Consider the following 17,995-nt stretch of genomic DNA (forward strand, 5'->3'; position numbering starts at 1 on the left):
ACAAAGGTTATTCATTGCTAACGCGACTGATTAAGCCTTCGCCAGTCTGGCGCATGGCGAGCGATATGATTCGCAAATTCCCCATCGACGCTCCTGCCTACGACTAAAACGCTGCGTATTTTCATCGCCTGTTATCTTTTTAGATCGATATAAAACATTAGCTTGCGGGCATTATGCGTAATGGGAATGACTTTCATGCCCAATAATCATTGGGATTAATTTTAATTGTATGACAAATATAATTATCTCTGCAGGCAACGAACCTCGGAGCAAAAAATCGTTATTGAACAAGCATAAAGCTCATAATTGATGGATGAGAAGAGATGGCGCATAAACATGAAATGGTCAGCGGACATATTATTCCGATCGTCATAGATATCATCGAGTGGATCGAAGACAACATTTTTACCGCGCTACCCGTCACCGCAATCTCAAGGAAATCGGGTTATTCGCACTGGTACTTTCAGCGCCAGTTCGCGCTGATTACCGGTTATACGCTGGGAACATATGTTAGCCGACGCAAAATGACCATTGCCGCCGGTATTCTCAAACAGACGCAGGATTCGGCGTTGAGTATCTCATTGCTGCTCGGGTTTGAAGGCCAGGCGACATTTTGCCGTACTTTCCGTCGTCATTTTGGTATGTCGCCGACCAGCTACCGCCGTCACCCCGCGCAACTGGAGGAACGAATGCAGTATCCGCTGAATCTGGAAGAGGTGGGGAATGTACAGAAGAGCGGTTTGCCGGCGCAGCGGCAAACCGGGGTCTGCGCCTCTTAACGAATGGTTTTTGGCGTCATTACGCGGCGCGCGCCGACGTAGTGGCGAACCCAATAATCTTCGCTCAGGGAGGTTATCTGAATATCACGGCCGGTACGCGGCGACTGGATAAACTTACCGTTTCCAACGTAAACGCCTACGTGGTCGGCGGTGCCGCGTCCGCGGGTGCGGAAGAAGACCAGATCGCCGCTTTGCAGTTCATCGCGGTCAACCGGGCGGGCATCGCGCAGGTGGTACATTTCGTTAGCGGTGCGCGGAATATGAATTTTTACCAGATCTTTATAGGCGTAATAAACCAGCCCGCTGCAGTCGAAACCGGTACGCGGTGAGGAGCCTCCCCAGCGATAAGGTTTGCCTAGCTGATCCATGAGTTTATTCATGGCAGTGCTTTGCGCTTTTTGCACTCGGGCTTTGTGCGCATCGGCAATCGTCAGATTCGGTTCATCAGCGACAGGTTTACAACGTTTTTTGTAGCCTTTACGCACCACGCATTTGCTTTTCACGCTGTTCAACGCCAGCGTCGATGCTTCGCTGGATTTTACCGTTTTCGCACACTGCTTTTTATAGCCTTTACGCAACACGCATTTTTTAGTGGCGCCGGCGACTTGACGATTAAGCGCGGTTTGGCTTGCTGCGGTAGTACGAGTAGGGGACTTCGCGCTTGAGGTTTTTTTACGGGTAGTTTTAGCGGTGGATTTGGATTTATTTTGCGTTGCTTTCTTCTTACGCTCGGCGGTGGAGCCTTTCGCCGGGTGCGCCTTCGGCGTAGCCGAAGCGTGCGTATGCCCTGAAGCATGCGCCAATGGCGTAAGCGAGATAGATGTAAACAGTAATGCACAGAGCGATATCGCGATTTTATTGAGCCGCGCCACTGAGCAATCCCCTGATTAAATTACAGACATATACTAATGCCTGACGGTGAATGACAAACCGGAATGATTCTAAAGCATAAAAAGCCAGAAAGTTAATACTCTTTTGTATCTAAAATGTCGTTTGGTTAACGATTGCAAAAAAATGAGTCAGACAATCACCGCCTCGTACAGAAAGTGCGCAACTCGCCCCGCGGTGACGTTACAAAGTGATATTTTTAAGGCAACTTCAGACGACAGAAGATAAAATGTGGCGAGTGAAAAAAATGTTATTATCGGTCCTGCGTCCAGGACGCTACAATGACAAATTACTGCCGTAAAGATGTTTAAGGAAGCACGACAATGAGCACCACTCTAGAAACGATCCAACGTCAAATCGCTGAAAACCCGATCCTGCTGTACATGAAAGGCTCTCCGAAGCTGCCGAGCTGCGGTTTCTCCGCTCAGGCAGTGCAGGCGCTTTCCGCTTGCGGCGAACGTTTTGCCTACGTAGATATCCTGCAGAACCCGGATATTCGCGCTGAACTGCCGAAATACGCTAACTGGCCGACCTTCCCGCAGCTGTGGGTTGACGGTGAACTGGTTGGCGGTTGCGACATCATCATCGAAATGTATCAGCGCGGCGAACTGCAGCAGCTGATCAAAGAAACGGCTGCAAAGCACAACGCTGACGAGCCGAAAGCAGAGTAATTCTTTGCTGCAAAAGAAAAAGCGACTTCTCCGGAAGTCGCTTTTTTTATCGCTTACGCTTCAGGTACAGGTAACGGCCAGCCGCCAAGGCGCTTCCAGCGGTTGACGATTTCGCAGAATAGCTGGGCGGTTTGCTCGGTATCGTACAACGCAGAATGGGCCTTGCTGCCATCAAACTCCATGCCGGCGGCGATGCAGGCTTTAGACAATACCGTTTGCCCTAAGGCCAACCCGCTCAACGCGGCGGTATCGAAGGTCACGAAAGGATGGAACGGGTTGCGTTTCAACCCGGCGCGCTCGGCGGCGGCCATCGTAAAGCTGTGATCGAAAGTCGCGTTATGCGCCACCATAATCGCGCGGCTACAATCGCTCTCTTTCATTCCTTTGCGAACCATTTTAAAAATGGCGTGCAGCGCATCGTATTCACTTATCGCGCCGCGCTCCGGATCGTTTGGGTTAATTCCATTGAAAGCCAGCGCTTCCGGCTGCAGGTTGGCCCCTTCGAAGGGAGCCACGTGAAAATGCAGCGTTTCGTCCGGCATCAGCCAGCCCTGCTCATCCATCTTCAACGTAATAGCGGCGATCTCCAGCAGGGCGTCGGTTTTGGCATTAAACCCGGCGGTTTCAACATCAATTACCACAGGATAAAAACCGCGAAAACGGCCGCACAGACCATTAAGTTGAGCGTTCTCGGACATCAGATTCTCTTAGCTGGAAAAAAGTAGCGCGCATTATGGCAAATTTTGCCGCGGCTTGCAGCAGGAAGGGAGAAAACATCGGGCGCGAACGCGCCCGAATTAACTTAGTTGCCGAGACCTTTTCCGGCATCTTTCTCTTCGATCAGCTCAATTTTGTAGCCGTCCGGATCTTCAACAAAGGCGATAACCGTGCTGCCGCCTTTAACCGGGCCAGCTTCGCGAGTGACATTGCCGCCATTCTGGCGAATACGCTCGCACGCTTGCGCCGCGTTGTCGACGCTCAGCGCAATATGGCCATAGGCGGTACCGAGTTCGTAGCTATCCACGCCCCAGTTATAGGTCAGTTCGATAACCGCGGTATCGCTCTCTTCGCCGTAGCCGACGAAAGCCAGCGAGTATTTATATTCAGGGTTTTCGCTGGTACGCAGCAGCTTCATGCCCAGCACGTTGGTGTAAAACTCAATAGAACGTTGCAGGTCGCCAACGCGCAGCATGGTGTGAAGTAAGCGCATAATTTCCCCTATGCAGTTTGTTTTGATACATCAGAGTCTTGAGTATAGCGGCGTTGGTACGCCGCTATCAATGGAGGGATTACAGGGTTGGATAATCGGTATAACCTTCCGCGCCGCCGCCGTAGAAGCTTTCCGGGCGCTGCGGGTTAAGCGCCGTTTTCTTCTGCAGACGCGCCACCAGATCCGGGTTAGCGATGTAATCGCGGCCAAAGGCCACGGCATCGATCAGTCCTTTATTGATAAGGTCGTTGGCTTTCTCCACCGTATAGGCGCCAGCGCCGATAATCGCGCCCGGGAAGCGATCGCGAACTTTCTGACGGAATTCGTCGCTGTACGGCTGGCCGCCGGCCCAGTCTGGTTCGGACATGTGCAGATAAGCGATACCGCGTTTTGCCAGCTGCTCAATAAGATAGAGCGCATCGGCTTCTTCGTTCGGGCCGTTATCGACGTTCTGGAAACTACCGATTGGCGACACGCGAATGCCGATACGATCGGCGCTCCACTCTTTACTGACGGCATCGACCACTTCCAGCACCAGGCGGGCGCGATTCTCAACGCTGCCGCCGTACTGGTCGGTACGCTGGTTAGAAGAAGGCGACAGGAACTGGTGCAGCAGATAGCCATGCGCGGAGTGCAGCTCTACCAGGTCGAAGCCGACATCGCGGGCATTGCCTACCGCCTGACGGAAGTCATCCACGATCCCTGGGATTTCGTCTGTTTCCAGCGCGCGCGGCATCGACGTATCGACGCGAATGGCATGACCGTTTTCATCACGCAGCGAAGTACGCGTACCTGCGCTCAGCGCCGATGGCGCAACCGGCGCCGCGCCTCCCGGCTGCAGGCTATTATGGGAAATGCGGCCGGTGTGCCACAGTTGCACGGCGATATGACCGTTTTCAGCATGAACGCCAGCGGTGATTTTTTGCCATGCGGCCATTTGCTCTGCGCTATGTAGGCCCGGCGCGCCGGCATAGCCTTTCGCCTGGGCGGAAATTTGCGTCGCTTCGGTGATAATCAGGCCGGAGCTGGCGCGCTGACGATAATACTCAGCCATCAGCGGAGTAGGGATGTCGCCTGGTTCGATGCTGCGCAGACGGGTCAGCGGAGCCATAAATACGCGGTTAGGTACGGTCACCGCACCGACTTTTAACGGGCTGAACAATTTAGATTCTGACATAATGACTCCTGAGTAGACCGGTCGTCTTGTAACTGGTTAAATAAAACGCCTGTTAAACCGCAGGCGCTGCAATGATTTGTTTGGCGTGAGCAAGGGCGCTTTCCAGCGGCGTTGCGCTACGCGTAATTTTGGCCTGTAAATTGGCTCCCAACCACAACGAGTACAGCACCTGTGAAAGGGTGATAGCTTCCCCCTCAAACAACAGGCTACCCTCCAGACGGCCCTTTTCCAGCGCTTCGCCCAATAGGGCGATAATCTGGCTGGCGCCTTTATCCATGGCAGTACGCATATCTTCCGACAGGTCGCACACCTCCGCCGACAGCTTCACGGTTAAGCAACCGCTGATAATGCCCTGTTGGCAAAACTGATTCAGCGTGTGCTGATAGTAGGCCAGCAGTCGGTCGCGGTAGTTGCCTTCGCCATGGTCAAAGTGATCAACCAGGCGCTGCAGATAGCCGGTGTAGTGATGTTCAAGCAGCGCGACGCCGAAGGCTTCTTTTGAGCGAAAGTAGTGATAGAAAGAGCCTTTCGGCACTTCCGCCGTTTTCAGAAGTTCACTTAAGCCCATGCCGGTAAAACCACGATGCATGCATAGTTGCTCGCCGGTGATGAGGATGTGTTCTCGGGTATCGCATTCGCTGTGTCTGTTCATGGAGCACACTGTAGTAGACCGATTGGTCTAATGCAAGCAAAATGATCGTTAGCGCGAATACGAAGACAACAAAAGTTGCGCACTGGCGGTGGAACGTCTTCAATGAGAGACAGAGAGAAAATACAGGAGAGCGGTGGTGGCAGAGCAGCTGGAGTTTTTCCCGGTACAAAGTCCGTGCCGGGGAATATGTCAGTCCGATGAACGCGGATATTGCCGCGGCTGTTTTCGTAGCCGGGATGAGCGCTTTAACTGGCAAAAGCTGAGCGACGCGCAAAAACAGGAGGTTCTGCGTCTGTGCCACCAGCGTCTGCTGCGTAAAATTCGCGCGACTAAGCAGGAACCGGCGGAAGAACCGCAGCAACCCTCACTGTTTTGACGACAAATATGCGTATACTCAGAACACTTTTTTGTCGAGGAAGCGTTTATGGTTCAGCGTATTGCTATGGCTCCGCAGGGGCCGGAATTTTCACGTTTTGTAATGGGCTACTGGCGTCTCATGGACTGGAAGATGTCCACCGACGCTTTGGTTGGCTTTATTGAGCAGCACCTGGATCTGGGGGTTACGACCGTCGACCACGCCGATATCTACGGCGATTATCAGTGTGAAGCCGCGTTTGGCGAAGCGCTTAAACGGGCCCCGCACCTGCGTAACCGTATGGAAATCGTCAGCAAATGCGGTATTGCGACCAAGGCGCGCGCGGAAAATACTATTGGCCACTATATTACTGACCGCGACCATATCATTCTCAGCGCCGAGCAATCCCTGCGTAATCTGGCGACCGATCATCTCGATTTACTGCTGATTCACCGCCCGGATCCGCTGATGGATGCCGATGAGGTCGCTGAGGCTTTCCTCGCGTTACATCATAGTGGGAAAGTGCGCCACTTTGGGGTATCTAACTTTACGCCGGCGCAGTTTACGCTTTTACAATCGCGCCTGCCTTTTACCCTGGCCACTAACCAGGTCGAGCTCTCGCCGGTACATCAGCCGCTGCTGCTTGACGGCACCCTCGATCAACTCCAGCAGTTGCGCATTCGCCCGATGGCCTGGTCCTGCCTCGGCGGCGGACGCCTGTTCAACGACGAAAGCTTCCAGCCGCTGCGCGACGAGCTGGCGCAAATTGCCCAGGAGCTCAACGCAGAAAGCATTGAGCAGGTGGTTTACGCCTGGGTATTGCGCTTGCCGTCGAAACCGCTGCCGATTATTGGCTCGGGGAAAATCGAGCGCGTGCGCTCAGCTATTGTGGCGGAAAAACTGCATATGACGCGCCAGCAGTGGTTCCGCATTCGTAAAGCGGCGCTGGGTTACGACGTCCCGTAAGCCTGATTACGCCTCCGGATGCCGCTACCTGGTTTACACTTATCAGGGATACGGCTAATCCGGAGGTGTTATGCAACGATGTTTACTCGCTATTTTCACTCTCGCATTTTGCGCTGGCGCTCAGGCCGCCAGTGAAGATGTCTCCCTCAATCTTGTCACCAGCCAGAGCGTTGGCCAGGCCGTCGGCAGCGTTAAAATCACTGAAACCGACAGAGGCCTTGAGTTTACGCCTGATTTACGCGCGCTTCCGCCGGGCAAACACGGCTTTCATATCCACGCAGAAGGGAGCTGCCAACCGGCGATAAAAGACGGTAAAGCGGTCGCCGCTGGCGCGGCGGGCGGTCATTTCGACCCACAACATACCGGCAAACATGAAGGGCCATTAGGGGCAGGGCATCTCGGCGATCTTCCTTTGCTGGTGGTGAACGACGATGGCGTGGCTAACCAACCGGTTATTGCCCCGCGCCTGAAAACGCTCGCGGAAGTGAAGGGCAAAGCGCTGATGGTGCATGTCGGCGGCGATAATATGGCCGATAGCCCGCAGCCGCTGGGCGGCGGCGGCGAGCGTTTTGCCTGCGGGGTGATTAAGTAGTCCGTTCGGTAATGGTGCCGGCAATCGGCGCCTGTTCTAACTGCGATAGCGAGCAGTATAACCGCCAGATAATCGCCGCCAGCTCTTTAGCCGCCGGCTGATGATGGTGGTTAAGGGTATCGCATATCCGCTGCAGCTCCAGCAACGTCGAGGCAAGTGGGCGTTGCTGGACGCCGCGTTCACTCATGACGTCGCGTAGCAGGCTGATACACAAGTCGCGCACCTGTGAAAGTGGATCGGAGCGTGTCTCCCAGTCGCGTAGTTGCCACACGACATGCGAACAGTTGAGCAGCACCACGCCCCAGCGCAGCAGCCAACGTCGCGCCAGCGCGTCCTGGCTGCTGCTTAACTGGCTAATGTGGTGGTACACCAGTGACTCAAATTCATGCTCGCTGTGCTGCGGGCGTCGACTCAACTGATCGACAAAGTGACGCCGTAACGCACGAATATGGCGGCGGCTTTTGCGCGCATCCGAGCCGGGGCTGATAATCGCAAAGGCAAGCCACGCAAGACCGACACCAATGATTTTGCCGAGGTTATCATTAAGGAACGAGGCAAAGTCGTAAACCGGAGGGTTGGTGACCGAAATAAACGATCCCATAAAGACGATTAACTGCCCCCACAGCCCTGCGAGCTTCGGCATCTGGAGTTTCAATAACTGCATGGTGGTGAGCAGCGGGAACAGAAACAGTAAAAACTGCCACAGGTCGGTTATCTGCACCATTAGGCCAAACTTCACCATAAAGCTGAACAGCGACAACAGCACCAGCGTACGCATCAATAAGGTGAGCGATTTAAAGGGCGAAGGCGATATCGAGTAGAGTACGCAGCTAATGGCGGCGAGGGTGAGCGCGGCGGCGCAGGCCTGCCATTGGGTGCTGATACCCCAGGCGCCCACGGCCACCAGCGCGCAGAAGGTCCGTAAGCCGTTCCATAACGCTTCCGCCTGATCGGTATGGCGCGACAGCGCGGGCGCCGAAGGGACATTGAACACCGTGATAGCGCTGGCGTTCTCGATGCGTCGGATCCAGCGGCTGCTTTCGAGATAGATACGACAGAAATAACGCAGCCGTTTCCAGAACGCCAGATGGCGATAGTCGGCGTTAGGGCCGGGGGCTAGCGGCACCAAAATTCGCGCCACGCTATAAACATTTGCGTGCGGATTGGCGAGCTCGCTAAGTAACGTTTCCAGCACCGCCCGCGTATTACCAGGCGCATCCGGCCAGTTCAATAACATTCGCCGCAGGCTGGAGATGACGCTGGTCATTCGCAACTGCTGATGCAGCAGATAATTCAGCAAGGGATTCTGCCGTCTGAAACGATAATGGCTCCAGAAGGCCTGGATACGCAGTAGATTCATAGTCAGGATCTGACCGATGACGCTTTCATGAGCGCTACGAATCGCATCGGTGGTTTCCGGCACCCACAGCAGGCTGGCATGCTCTAATAACCGTGAGTGCATATTCTTCAACGCCGTCAGCAGCGTGACGCCATCTGAGGTACTGGGCAGGATCATCATCATGAATCCGCCGGACAATATCCCCACAATCACTTCACAGACCCGCGACTGAGCGATAGTCCACAGTTCATTCGCGTCGGTAACATTTATAACCGGGAAGGCGATGATTGCGCAGGTATAGCCCGCCAGTTGAAAAGCGTAGGCGACGTTATTGGTAAACATCGCGCAGGCCCAGGTACAGAGCGCAATCCAGGCTGAGATACTGAATAAGAATAGCCACGGGTCGTTAAGGGTATGGCCCGCCAGTAGCAGGGCGGCGCAGGCGCCGAGCAGGCTGCCGGCGATACGGCCAAAACTCTTACTGATAACGCCGCCGACGGTCGGGAAGCTCACGACTGCGGCTGATGTCATTGCCCAGTAGGGTTCATCAAGATCCAGCGCATAGGCGATGCTAAGCGCCAGACACATGGCTATCCCATTGCGCAATGCGTAGCGCCATTGCGGGCGGCTGGCTTTAAACCACGGCAGTGATTGCCAGCGCAGAGCCTGCAGCTTCATTATTGTCCGCCAATTGACACGGTACAGGTGGTACCTGAAACCAATGTGACATCCGCAGGGAGTTTATCGAACTCGATACGTACCGGTACGCGTTGCGCGAGGCGCACCCACGGAATATTGGGTTTAATATTAGCGACCAGTGCCGAACCGCCTTCGACGCTCTGGTCGACGATAGCGCGGCCAATGCTGGAAACGTGACCCTGTAACGTTTGTTTGCTGCTGTAAAGAACGACCTGGGCGCTATCACCTTCGCGGATGTGACGTAGTTTGGTCTCTTCAAAATAACCCAGGACATAGAATGAGTGGCTGTCGACAAGGGCAAAGACGGGATGGCCGACGGAGGCATAGTCCCCGACCCGCGTTGACAAATTAGTTATCCAGCCATCAACCGGGGCTTTAACCACGGTTTGCGTCAGCTGCCACTGCGCATGCTCCAGCGCGGCTTGCGCCACGCCAACGACCGCTTTAGCCGCCTCATAAGTCGTATTGGCGGTATTCAGCGCGGTATTGACGGTTTCCATATCTTCAGCGGAGATGAAGTTTTGCGACAGACTGCGGCGGCGAGTAACGTCGCTGGCGGCCTTGGTTTGCTCGGCTTTGGCTTTTGCCAGTTCCGCTTTGGCTTTTGCCAACTGAGCCTGAGCGTTTAATACCGCAATGCGATAAGGCGTATCGTCAATACGGAACAGCACGTCGCCGGCGTTGACCAATTGGTTATCTTTAACATTCAACTGCAAAATACTGCCGGAGACCTGCGGGGTGATGCCGACCTGTTCGGCGCGGATTTTACCGTCGCGGGTCCATGGCGACTGAGTGTAGTAGTTCCAGACCAGCCAGGCGGCGATGATTGCGCAGGCGGCGATAATTAAGGTTGAGAGATATTTTAGTTTCTTCATGAAATGAGCATCACAAGAGAGTCAGGAGAACCAGCGCCAGGCAAACGGCCAGCGCAAACAGGGAAAGGTCCATCAGCAGGGGATGCCAGATTTCGCCGGCGTACATCCAGTCGCGCAACTGACGATGAACTATTAGCCAAATAAAGAAACCAAGCACGACGGCTTTAAATAACGGGGGAAAATAGATAGAAGCGCCGAACACCAGGTCCTGTAGCGACAATCCGGGAGTGTTAAGACTCAGTTTCACAAGCAAAAATCCTTTGCCGTTGCAGGGATAATGTTCTTGGTGATGAATTAGTTCACATTGTAAATCATTGTTTTGAATTTAGTGAATCAAGTAATTCATTTGTTTTGGTAATTTAAATGCTGCACACTATTCTAAAAGCAGTATAATAACTTAGCAAGCTAATTATAAGGAGATGAAATTGGAATCGCCACTTGGTTCTGATCTGGCACGTTTGGTACGCGTTTGGCGCGCGCTGATCGACCATCGCCTGAAACCTCTGGAGTTAACGCAGACGCACTGGGTCACGCTGCATAACATTCATCAGCTACCTCCTGAGCAGTCGCAAATCCAGTTGGCCAAGGCAATTGGTATTGAACAGCCCTCTTTGGTGCGCACGCTGGATCAACTGGAGGAGAAAGGGCTTATTTCTCGCCAGACTTGTGCAAACGATCGCCGGGCGAAACGTATCAAGCTAACGGAAAAGGCTGAACCGCTGATCAACCAAATGGAAGACGTGATCGGCAAAACGCGTGATGAAATCCTTGCAGGTGTATCAAAGCAGGAAGTCGAAACGTTGCTCAACTTAATCCGTAAACTTGAAAACAATATCCTCGATCTTCAGGCTAAAGACTAGCCAGGAACAGGGCTCTGCGCTTGCAGAGTCCTTTCAATTATTTATTCTGCCAGACCACCACGCGATTGCGGCCACCGTTTTTCGCCGCGTACATAGCCGTATCCGCGCGCTTAACGCATTCTTCAGCCTCAATGAGCGAGCTTGTCGCCGTGTAGACACCCATACTAATGGTCATTTGTTCCGGCAGTGAATCCTGCCCGGCGCTGACCATCTGGCGAATTCGCTCGGCTATCGCCAGCGCATCATCAGCATCAGTATTTACCAACAACAGGGCAAACTCTTCGCCGCCGATGCGCGCGGCAATATCCTCACGACGGACATGGGTTTGTAATACGCTGGCGGCAAACTGAATCACCTTGTCACCCTGGACATGACCGTAGTTGTCGTTGATACGCTTAAAGTGATCGAGATCGCTGACGATGACGGAAAGCGGTTGTGCTGCTGAAGTATGCGGCAATAGTCCATTCAGCGTGTCGTAAAAGTAGCTGCGGTTGTACAGTCCGGTTAACGGGTCACGGATAGAGTTCTGATATGAATTTATGTATTTGTTGTTAGAGTCGCGATAGAGAAGAAAAACGTCGCTTAACAGGACGAACAGCATAAATAAGGTACTTAAGGTTTCGAACAGGCGCGCCTGATTCCAGGCGATAATATGCTGACTACCTGTCGCTGTGAGTAATACGTTTAGCGTAAATATATAGGCGGCACAGAAAAATGCGCCGCTGTACCAGAAGATATTACGTAGCCGGGTTAGCATAATCAATAATATCAACGTACATACCCAGGCTAAAAATAGCAGCCAGCCCATCCAGTAATGCCATAACGGAGTAAAAGTGCTGGTGATATCGTCGATAAAATCGATGCTTAGTAACGGACTATTACTGGAGTGTAGCCAGGATAAAATAAGAATGGCGGCACTGAATAGAAAGCATACCGTCAGTATTATAGCATGTGCGCCAGCAGCCTGGTTAAGATGTTGGCGAAAACGATATATTATAATGGCAGTGATAAATAACACGGCCATCAGAATATTGCGGAACGAATAAAAGATCAGCGCGTCATTTTGTTTAACAATATATTCGCTGTTGCACAGTAGCCAGCCGGGATAGCTGCTCAGAGTGCCTAGCATCAACAGGGCAGAGCTGGCAAAAGCGAAGGCGATGGGCATCAGATACAGCCGGTTTTTATCACACCAATACTTCATGCTCATAAAACAAGAAATAGTAATGTGAAAAATCATTAATATTATTGTCAGTAAAGGGAAAAGTGGTGATGAAGTCGTAGGGATACGATTAACAACTGAATTAGATAATAAATCGATCGTAATAATTGCCAGGCTGCAGGCAATAATATAAGCAAATAAGCGGTGTGATAACCGGTTTAGTTTCAGAGGCACAGGCAAACTCCCGCGATAAAAGGGCGGATAAAAACGACGTGCAGGTCGCTAAATGAAAAAGACCACTTCAGGCTAACGAATTAATCAACGGGAAATATTGCGCAAACGCAAGTTGTCGCAGAGAAATATCAATAAAATTGATATATGTATGATAAATTATTTGGAGCTAAATAATAATTATGAGGGATTAATGCGGCCAATAAAGGCCGCATTAGAGAGGCTTAACGCGGGGAAACCGTCACTTGACTGCCGCTGCCGGCAATGGCTACGCGCTGGCCGACGGAGAATGGGGTGTTACCCTGTTTCTGAACCACCATGATGGTGTTACCGTCATCTTTACGGATTTCCAGCTCAACGCCCTGCGTTTTGTTCATCGCGCCCTGTACGCCCTGACCGGCTACGCCACCGGCAACCGCGCCTGCAGCGGTTGCAAGAGAACGACCAGTACCGCCGCCGATGGTATTACCAAGGAAGCCACCGAGTACCGCGCCGCCAATCGCGCCGATGGCATTGCTGTCATCGCCGCTTTGGATCTGGACCGCACGGGTATGTACGATGGTACCGTAGGTCACGCTTTGCACCTGCTTGGCTTCTGAGGCTGTGTAAACATCGCCGGATAGGCCACTGCTGCTGACGCAACCCGCCAGGGTTAAGCCAATCATCGAGACAGCCAAAACACGTAAAATCATCTATGAATCTCCTGTGTACCAAAATGTTCCAGTGAACTTCCATGTGGTCAATTATATGGCATTTAAGCGTTCGCTGGCATAGCTTCCTTATGGACCGTTTAAAAATAATAAGGTTCGCTTTAACGACGGATAAACGTAAGTACTTTACCTAACAAATTCTTGCGGCAGAACTATTGTTAAAAAGTATTAGTGCGCCATAGCATTGAACGCTGCTTTATGATGCACTGATGGTACTGCAAAAGTCATGGAATGAGGGTAGGCGTATGAAATCAGGTCGTTTTATTGGCGTAATGTCTGGCACCAGCCTTGATGGCGTAGATGTTGTTCTGGCGGCAATAAATGAAAACATAGTGGCGCAGCAGGCGAGCCTCTCGTACCCCATCCCGGTCAATCTGAAAGAAGATATTTTAGCGATTTGCCAGGGGCAGCAGCTGACCTTGTCGCAACTGGGGCGACTCGATACCCGTTTGGGCCGGCTATTTTCTGACGCAGTATTAGCGCTGATGCGCCAGCAGAACCTTCAACCTGAGGATATCGTCGCTATCGGTTGCCATGGCCAGACGGTGTGGCATGAGCCGACCGGCGATGCGCCGCACACGATGCAAATAGGCGATAACAATCAGATCGCAGCGCATACCGGCGTGACCGTGGTGGGGGATTTCCGCCGCCGCGATATGGCGCTTGGCGGCCAGGGCGCGCCGCTAGTCCCTGCCTTCCATCAGGCTCTGTTGGCGCACCCGGTTGAAAGGCGCATGGTGCTTAACATCGGCGGCATAGCCAACCTTTCCTTGCTGGTTCCGGGGCAGCCGGTACGCGGTTACGACACCGGGCCGGGGAATATGCTGATGGACGCCTGGATCTGGCGCCAGTGTGGTAAACCCTACGATAAAGACGCGCAATGGGCCAGTGAAGGCAAAGTCTTGCTACCGCTGCTGCAGGATATGCTTAGCGACCCGTGGTTCGCGTTACCCGCGCCGAAGAGCACCGGTCGCGAGTATTTCAATTATGGTTGGCTGGAAAAACATCTGGCGCGCTACGCCAATCTGCGAGGGCAGGATGTTCAGGCCACGCTGACAGAACTGACCGCAGTGACCATCAGTGAGCAGGTTTTGTTAAGCGGCGGCTGCGAGCGTTTGTTAGTTTGCGGCGGCGGGGCGCGAAATCCGCTGTTGATGGCGCGTCTGGCGGCGCTGCTGCCAGGTACTGAAGTCACGACCACCGATGACGCCGGCATCAGCGGCGACGATATGGAAGCGTTGGCCTTTGCGTGGCTGGCATGGCGTACGCTTGCTGGCCTGCCGGGTAATCTTCCTTCCGTTACCGGCGCCAGCGAAGCGACCATTCTTGGTGCCATCTATCCCGCGAATCGAGCGCAGAATCAGAGTTAACTGAAGTCGCTATTTTTTATTTACCGGTAAACTGGACGAAATTCCGGGAGGGCGGTTTGCTCTCCTGACCGGGAAAGTCGAAGGCATACTCATGAAAAAAATTCTTATTGCGGTAGTCCCTTTCATGCTGGCAGGGTGTAGCTATTACAACCAATTCGTTGAACGGATGCAGACCGACACCCTTGAATATCAGTGCGATCAAAAACCGTTGACCGTCCATTTGAACAACGCGCGTCAGCAGGTTAGTTTTATCTATGATAATCAGCAATTAAACCTGACCCAGGGGCTCTCGGCTTCCGGTTCGCGTTATACTGATGGCGTTTATGTCTTCTGGTCGAAGGGCGACAGCGCCACCGTTTATAAGCGCGACCGCGTCGTACTGGACAACTGCCAGTTGCAGACCGCGAAACGTTGAGATTTCCGTAGCGGGGGAGCACAATAACGCCACCCTATGACAACGATCTCAATGGTTATGTCTGATAACGACGAATTGCAGCAAATCGCGCATCTGCGCCGTGAATACACCCGTGGCGGCCTTCGTCGCCACGATCTTCCCGCTGAACCCCTGACGTTATTTGAACGTTGGTTGCGTCAGGCCTGCGACGCTAAGCTTGCCGACTCGACGGCAATGGTGGTCGCGACCGTTGATGAAAACGGCCAGCCCTATCAACGCATCGTATTGTTAAAGCACTATGACGAAAAAGGGTTGGTGTTTTATACCAACCTGGGTAGTCGCAAAGCACATCAAATCGAAAAAAATCCCCATATCAGCCTGCTGTTTCCCTGGCATATGCTGGAGCGGCAGGTGATGGTAATAGGTCAGGCAGAGCGTCTGTCGACGCTGGAAGTGGTGAAGTATTTCCACAGCCGACCGCGCGATAGCCAGATCGGCGCCTGGGTCTCCCAACAGTCCAGCCGTATCTCCGCTCGTGGGATCCTGGAAAGTAAATTCCTCGAGTTGAAACAGAAATTCCAGCAAGGCGAAGTGCCGTTGCCGAGTTTCTGGGGCGGCTTCCGCGTCAGCATCGAACAGATGGAGTTCTGGCAGGGCGGCGAACATCGTCTACACGACCGCTTTTTATACCAGCGGCAAAATGATGGCTGGCAAATCGACCGTCTGGCGCCATAAAGGACGCAAAATGTTGTTTTAAGCGCTGGTGCTACGTGCTCCGGCGCTTTATTCTATGTACCTTTCGCGTCTGGCGAAAAGTCGTGTACCGGCAAAGGTGCAGTCGTTTATACATGGAGAATTTGATGGCAAGCAGTAACTTGATTAAACAATTGCAAGAGCGGGGGCTGGTAGCCCAGGTGACGGACGAAGAAGCGTTAGCAGAGCGACTGGCGCAAGGCCCGATCGCGCTCTATTGCGGCTTCGATCCTACCGCTGACAGCTTGCACTTGGGGCATCTTGTTCCATTGTTATGCCTGAAACGCTTCCAGCAGGCAGGCCACAAGCCTGTGGCGCTGGTGGGCGGCGCGACCGGTCTGATTGGCGACCCGAGCTTCAAAGCCGCTGAGCGTAAACTCAATACCGAAGATACCGTGCAGCAGTGGGTGGACAAAATCCGTAAACAGGTTGCGCCATTCCTCGATTTCAACTGCGGCGACAACTCGGCGATTGCCGCGAATAACTACGACTGGTTCGGCGGCATGAACGTGCTGACCTTCCTGCGTGACATCGGTAAGCACTTCTCTGTGAACCAGATGATCAACAAAGAAGCGGTGAAGCAGCGTCTGAACCGTGACGATCAGGGTATCTCTTTCACCGAGTTTTCCTATAACCTGCTGCAGGGTTATGACTTTGCCTGCCTGAATAAACTGCACGGCGTGGCGCTACAAATCGGCGGTTCCGACCAGTGGGGCAACATCACATCTGGCATCGACCTGACTCGTCGTTTGCACCAGAATCAGGTCTTCGGTTTGACCGTTCCGCTGATCACCAAGGCCGATGGCACCAAGTTCGGTAAAACCGAAGGCGGCGCGGTATGGCTGGATCCGAAGAAAACCAGCCCGTACAAATTCTACCAGTTCTGGATCAACACCGCGGATGCGGACGTTTATCGCTTCCTGAAGTTCTTCACCTTCATGGACATTGCAGAGATCAATGCGCTGGAAGAAGAAGATAAGAACAGCGGTAAGGCGCCGCGCGCGCAGTACGTGCTGGCAGAGCAGGTGACGCGTCTGGTCCACGGCGAAGAAGGCCTGGAAGCAGCGAAACGTATTACTGAAAGCCTGTTCAACGGCAATCTGAGCGACCTGAGTGAAGCGGATTTCGAACAGCTGGCGCAAGACGGCGTGCCGATGATCGAAATGGAAAAGGGCGCCGATCTTCTGCAAGCGCTGGTTGATTCCGAGCTGCAGCCGTCCCGCGGCCAGGCGCGTAAAACCGTAGCCTCCAACGCGGTGACCATTAACGGTGAAAAACAGTCCGATCCGGAATATGTATTCAGCGATAGCGACCGCCTGTTCGGCCGCTATACCTTACTGCGTCGCGGTAAGAAGAATTACTGCCTGATCTGCTGGAAATAAAAAATAAAACCAGGGCGTGGGAAACCACGCCCTTTTTCTTTTTAGGGTTGTGGTAAGAAAATGAAGAACATCCTCGCCATTCAGTCTCACGTTGTGTTTGGCCATGCGGGCAACAGCGCCGCTGAATTTCCGATGCGCCGTCTCGGCGCCAACGTCTGGCCCCTCAATACCGTTCAGTTCTCCAACCATACGCAATACGGCAAATGGACCGGCTGCGTCATGCCGCCTTCGCATTTGACCGAAATCGTGCAGGGGATTGCCGACATCGATAAGCTGCAGAGCTGTGATGCGGTACTGAGCGGTTACCTTGGCTCCGCCGAGCAGGGTGAACATATTCTCGGCATCGTGCGTCAGGTTAAAGCGGCGAATCCGGCAGCGAAATATTTTTGCGATCCGGTGATGGGCCACCCGGAAAAAGGCTGCATCGTCGCCCCTGGGGTGGCTGAATTCCACGTACACTATGCGCTGCCGGCCAGCGATATCATCGCGCCGAATCTTGTCGAGCTGGAGATCCTGTGCGGCCATCCGGTTGCTAACGTTGACGAAGCCGTTAGCGCGGCGCGTGAGCTGATAGTGCAAGGGCCGCAGGTCGTGCTGGTGAAGCATCTGGCGCGGGCGGGGATGAGTATGGATCGCTTTGAGATGTTGCTGGTGACAGCGGATGAAGCCTGGCATATCAGTCGCCCGCTGGTCGATTTTGGCAGCCGTCAGCCGGTCGGCGTGGGCGATGTGACCAGCGGCCTGCTGCTGGTTAAGCTACTGCAGGGCGCCAGCCTGCGCGATGCCCTTGAGCACGTCACTGCGGCAGTGTATGAAATCATGTTGGCAACCAAAAATATGCAGGAGTATGAACTGCAGGTGGTGGCGGCACAGGACCGCATCGCCAAACCGGAGCATTACTTCAGCGCTACGCAACTGTAAGCGCGATGG

General features: G+C 53.4%; 21 protein-coding genes. 11 read left to right on the top strand and 10 right to left on the bottom strand.

Annotated elements, in window-relative coordinates; translation table 11 throughout:
* Window positions 1-323: 323 nt before the first annotated feature.
* Complete coding sequence (locus tag ABLV08_RS00180) at window positions 324-779, top strand: helix-turn-helix domain-containing protein (RefSeq protein ID WP_047739827.1); 456 nt, start codon at window positions 324-326, stop codon at window positions 777-779.
* Here ABLV08_RS00180 and ABLV08_RS00185 read toward each other — a convergent pair.
* Window positions 776-1,651 (bottom strand): C40 family peptidase, encoded by an 876-nt coding sequence (locus ABLV08_RS00185; RefSeq protein ID WP_015705220.1) that lies wholly within the window; start codon window positions 1,649-1,651, stop codon window positions 776-778. The genes ABLV08_RS00180 and ABLV08_RS00185 overlap by 4 nt on opposite strands.
* Before the next feature lie 339 nt (window positions 1,652-1,990).
* Here ABLV08_RS00185 and ABLV08_RS00190 point away from each other — a divergent pair, with 339 nt between their 5' ends.
* Complete coding sequence (locus tag ABLV08_RS00190) at window positions 1,991-2,338, top strand: Grx4 family monothiol glutaredoxin (RefSeq protein ID WP_015366878.1); 348 nt, start codon at window positions 1,991-1,993, stop codon at window positions 2,336-2,338.
* A 53-nt stretch (window positions 2,339-2,391) separates the two neighbouring features.
* Here ABLV08_RS00190 and rnt read toward each other — a convergent pair whose 3' ends face one another.
* The 4 genes from rnt to ABLV08_RS00210 form a co-directional block, all read right to left on the bottom strand.
* On the bottom strand, window positions 2,392-3,036 hold the full coding sequence (gene rnt, locus ABLV08_RS00195) for a ribonuclease T (protein WP_015366877.1): 645 nt from the start codon (window positions 3,034-3,036) through the stop codon (window positions 2,392-2,394).
* 104 nt (window positions 3,037-3,140) lie between these two features.
* Window positions 3,141-3,548: a lactoylglutathione lyase gene (gene gloA, locus ABLV08_RS00200; protein ID WP_015705221.1), complete on the bottom strand. Its 408-nt coding sequence runs from the start codon at window positions 3,546-3,548 to the stop codon at window positions 3,141-3,143.
* Window positions 3,549-3,627: 79 nt separating this feature from the next.
* Window positions 3,628-4,725, bottom strand: a complete 1,098-nt coding sequence (locus tag ABLV08_RS00205; protein ID WP_348855400.1) for an alkene reductase — start codon at window positions 4,723-4,725, stop codon at window positions 3,628-3,630.
* Window positions 4,726-4,777: 52 nt separating this feature from the next.
* Window positions 4,778-5,377, bottom strand: a complete 600-nt coding sequence (locus tag ABLV08_RS00210; protein ID WP_015705222.1) for a TetR/AcrR family transcriptional regulator — start codon at window positions 5,375-5,377, stop codon at window positions 4,778-4,780.
* 133 nt (window positions 5,378-5,510) lie between these two features.
* Between ABLV08_RS00210 and ABLV08_RS00215 the strand changes: the two genes are divergently transcribed.
* The 3 genes from ABLV08_RS00215 (at window position 5,511) to sodC (ending at window position 7,290) form a co-directional block, all read left to right on the top strand.
* Window positions 5,511-5,753: a DUF1289 domain-containing protein gene (locus ABLV08_RS00215; protein ID WP_348855401.1), complete on the top strand. Its 243-nt coding sequence runs from the start codon at window positions 5,511-5,513 to the stop codon at window positions 5,751-5,753.
* A gap of 48 nt (window positions 5,754-5,801) precedes the next feature.
* Window positions 5,802-6,698, top strand: coding sequence for an aldo/keto reductase family oxidoreductase (locus ABLV08_RS00220; protein ID WP_020079000.1), 897 nt, complete (start codon window positions 5,802-5,804; stop codon window positions 6,696-6,698).
* A gap of 70 nt (window positions 6,699-6,768) precedes the next feature.
* A complete protein-coding gene (gene sodC / locus ABLV08_RS00225; RefSeq protein WP_015366871.1) occupies window positions 6,769-7,290 on the top strand; it encodes a superoxide dismutase [Cu-Zn] SodC in 522 nt (173 codons plus the stop codon).
* On the opposite strand, the gene ABLV08_RS00230 is transcribed toward sodC, so the two are convergent.
* Genes ABLV08_RS00230 through ABLV08_RS00240 form a run of 3 tightly spaced genes read right to left on the bottom strand, consistent with a single transcriptional unit; the run spans window position 7,283 to window position 10,450 of the window.
* Complete coding sequence (locus tag ABLV08_RS00230; RefSeq protein ID WP_042892339.1) at window positions 7,283-9,307, bottom strand: FUSC family protein; 2,025 nt, start codon at window positions 9,305-9,307, stop codon at window positions 7,283-7,285. The genes sodC and ABLV08_RS00230 overlap by 8 nt on opposite strands.
* Entirely contained in the window at window positions 9,307-10,203 is an 897-nt protein-coding gene (locus tag ABLV08_RS00235) for an HlyD family secretion protein (protein ID WP_020078998.1), read from the bottom strand. The genes ABLV08_RS00230 and ABLV08_RS00235 overlap by 1 nt, the downstream gene beginning before the upstream one ends.
* Before the next feature lie 10 nt (window positions 10,204-10,213).
* A complete protein-coding gene (locus tag ABLV08_RS00240) occupies window positions 10,214-10,450 on the bottom strand; it encodes a DUF1656 domain-containing protein (RefSeq protein ID WP_015366868.1) in 237 nt (78 codons plus the stop codon).
* A 172-nt stretch (window positions 10,451-10,622) separates the two neighbouring features.
* Between ABLV08_RS00240 and slyA the strand changes: the two genes are divergently transcribed.
* A complete protein-coding gene (gene slyA, locus ABLV08_RS00245; protein WP_020078997.1) occupies window positions 10,623-11,063 on the top strand; it encodes a transcriptional regulator SlyA in 441 nt (146 codons plus the stop codon).
* A gap of 37 nt (window positions 11,064-11,100) precedes the next feature.
* Here slyA and ABLV08_RS00250 read toward each other — a convergent pair whose 3' ends face one another.
* Entirely contained in the window at window positions 11,101-12,459 is a 1,359-nt protein-coding gene (locus tag ABLV08_RS00250; protein WP_020078996.1) for a GGDEF domain-containing protein, read from the bottom strand.
* A gap of 221 nt (window positions 12,460-12,680) precedes the next feature.
* Window positions 12,681-13,148, bottom strand: coding sequence for an outer membrane lipoprotein SlyB (slyB, locus tag ABLV08_RS00255; protein WP_015366865.1), 468 nt, complete (start codon window positions 13,146-13,148; stop codon window positions 12,681-12,683).
* Window positions 13,149-13,411: 263 nt separating this feature from the next.
* On the opposite strand from slyB, the gene anmK reads away from it, so the two are divergent.
* The 5 genes from anmK to pdxY all read left to right on the top strand — a co-directional run bounded on the left by anmK (window position 13,412) and on the right by pdxY (window position 17,986).
* Window positions 13,412-14,536: an anhydro-N-acetylmuramic acid kinase gene (gene anmK, locus ABLV08_RS00260; protein WP_015366864.1), complete on the top strand. Its 1,125-nt coding sequence runs from the start codon at window positions 13,412-13,414 to the stop codon at window positions 14,534-14,536.
* Window positions 14,537-14,627: 91 nt separating this feature from the next.
* Window positions 14,628-14,951 carry a C-type lysozyme inhibitor gene (mliC, locus tag ABLV08_RS00265; protein ID WP_032711527.1) on the top strand — a complete coding sequence of 108 codons (324 nt, stop codon included), beginning with the start codon at window positions 14,628-14,630 and terminating at the stop codon, window positions 14,949-14,951.
* A gap of 57 nt (window positions 14,952-15,008) precedes the next feature.
* On the top strand, window positions 15,009-15,665 hold the full coding sequence (pdxH, locus tag ABLV08_RS00270) for a pyridoxamine 5'-phosphate oxidase (protein WP_348855403.1): 657 nt from the start codon (window positions 15,009-15,011) through the stop codon (window positions 15,663-15,665).
* Window positions 15,666-15,790: 125 nt separating this feature from the next.
* A complete protein-coding gene (gene tyrS, locus ABLV08_RS00275) occupies window positions 15,791-17,065 on the top strand; it encodes a tyrosine--tRNA ligase (RefSeq protein ID WP_015366861.1) in 1,275 nt (424 codons plus the stop codon).
* 60 nt (window positions 17,066-17,125) lie between these two features.
* A complete protein-coding gene (gene pdxY / locus ABLV08_RS00280; protein WP_348855404.1) occupies window positions 17,126-17,986 on the top strand; it encodes a pyridoxal kinase PdxY in 861 nt (286 codons plus the stop codon).
* Window positions 17,987-17,995: the final 9 nt, after the last annotated feature.

This window comes from Klebsiella sp. CN_Kp088, assembly GCF_040064335.1.
Taxonomy (GTDB): Bacteria; Pseudomonadota; Gammaproteobacteria; order Enterobacterales; family Enterobacteriaceae; genus Klebsiella; species Klebsiella aerogenes.

What these genes read in the sequence shown, in the direction of transcription:
- ABLV08_RS00180 (WP_047739827.1), top strand. Translation starts at nt 324, where the DNA reads ATGGCGCATAAACATGAAATGGTCAGCGGACATATTATTCCGATCGTC.
- ABLV08_RS00220 (WP_020079000.1), top strand. Translation starts at nt 5,802, where the DNA reads ATGGTTCAGCGTATTGCTATGGCTCCGCAGGGGCCGGAATTTTCACGT.
- slyA (WP_020078997.1), top strand. Translation starts at nt 10,623, where the DNA reads ATGAAATTGGAATCGCCACTTGGTTCTGATCTGGCACGTTTGGTACGC.
- slyB (WP_015366865.1), bottom strand. Translation starts at nt 13,148, where the DNA reads ATGATTTTACGTGTTTTGGCTGTCTCGATGATTGGCTTAACCCTGGCG.
- pdxY (WP_348855404.1), top strand. Translation starts at nt 17,126, where the DNA reads ATGAAGAACATCCTCGCCATTCAGTCTCACGTTGTGTTTGGCCATGCG.
- mliC (WP_032711527.1), top strand. Translation starts at nt 14,628, where the DNA reads ATGAAAAAAATTCTTATTGCGGTAGTCCCTTTCATGCTGGCAGGGTGT.
- sodC (WP_015366871.1), top strand. Translation starts at nt 6,769, where the DNA reads ATGCAACGATGTTTACTCGCTATTTTCACTCTCGCATTTTGCGCTGGC.
- pdxH (WP_348855403.1), top strand. Translation starts at nt 15,009, where the DNA reads ATGTCTGATAACGACGAATTGCAGCAAATCGCGCATCTGCGCCGTGAA.
- ABLV08_RS00235 (WP_020078998.1), bottom strand. Translation starts at nt 10,203, where the DNA reads ATGAAGAAACTAAAATATCTCTCAACCTTAATTATCGCCGCCTGCGCA.
- rnt (WP_015366877.1), bottom strand. Translation starts at nt 3,036, where the DNA reads ATGTCCGAGAACGCTCAACTTAATGGTCTGTGCGGCCGTTTTCGCGGT.
- ABLV08_RS00190 (WP_015366878.1), top strand. Translation starts at nt 1,991, where the DNA reads ATGAGCACCACTCTAGAAACGATCCAACGTCAAATCGCTGAAAACCCG.
- gloA (WP_015705221.1), bottom strand. Translation starts at nt 3,548, where the DNA reads ATGCGCTTACTTCACACCATGCTGCGCGTTGGCGACCTGCAACGTTCT.
- tyrS (WP_015366861.1), top strand. Translation starts at nt 15,791, where the DNA reads ATGGCAAGCAGTAACTTGATTAAACAATTGCAAGAGCGGGGGCTGGTA.
- ABLV08_RS00230 (WP_042892339.1), bottom strand. Translation starts at nt 9,307, where the DNA reads ATGAAGCTGCAGGCTCTGCGCTGGCAATCACTGCCGTGGTTTAAAGCC.
- anmK (WP_015366864.1), top strand. Translation starts at nt 13,412, where the DNA reads ATGAAATCAGGTCGTTTTATTGGCGTAATGTCTGGCACCAGCCTTGAT.
- ABLV08_RS00210 (WP_015705222.1), bottom strand. Translation starts at nt 5,377, where the DNA reads ATGAACAGACACAGCGAATGCGATACCCGAGAACACATCCTCATCACC.
- ABLV08_RS00205 (WP_348855400.1), bottom strand. Translation starts at nt 4,725, where the DNA reads ATGTCAGAATCTAAATTGTTCAGCCCGTTAAAAGTCGGTGCGGTGACC.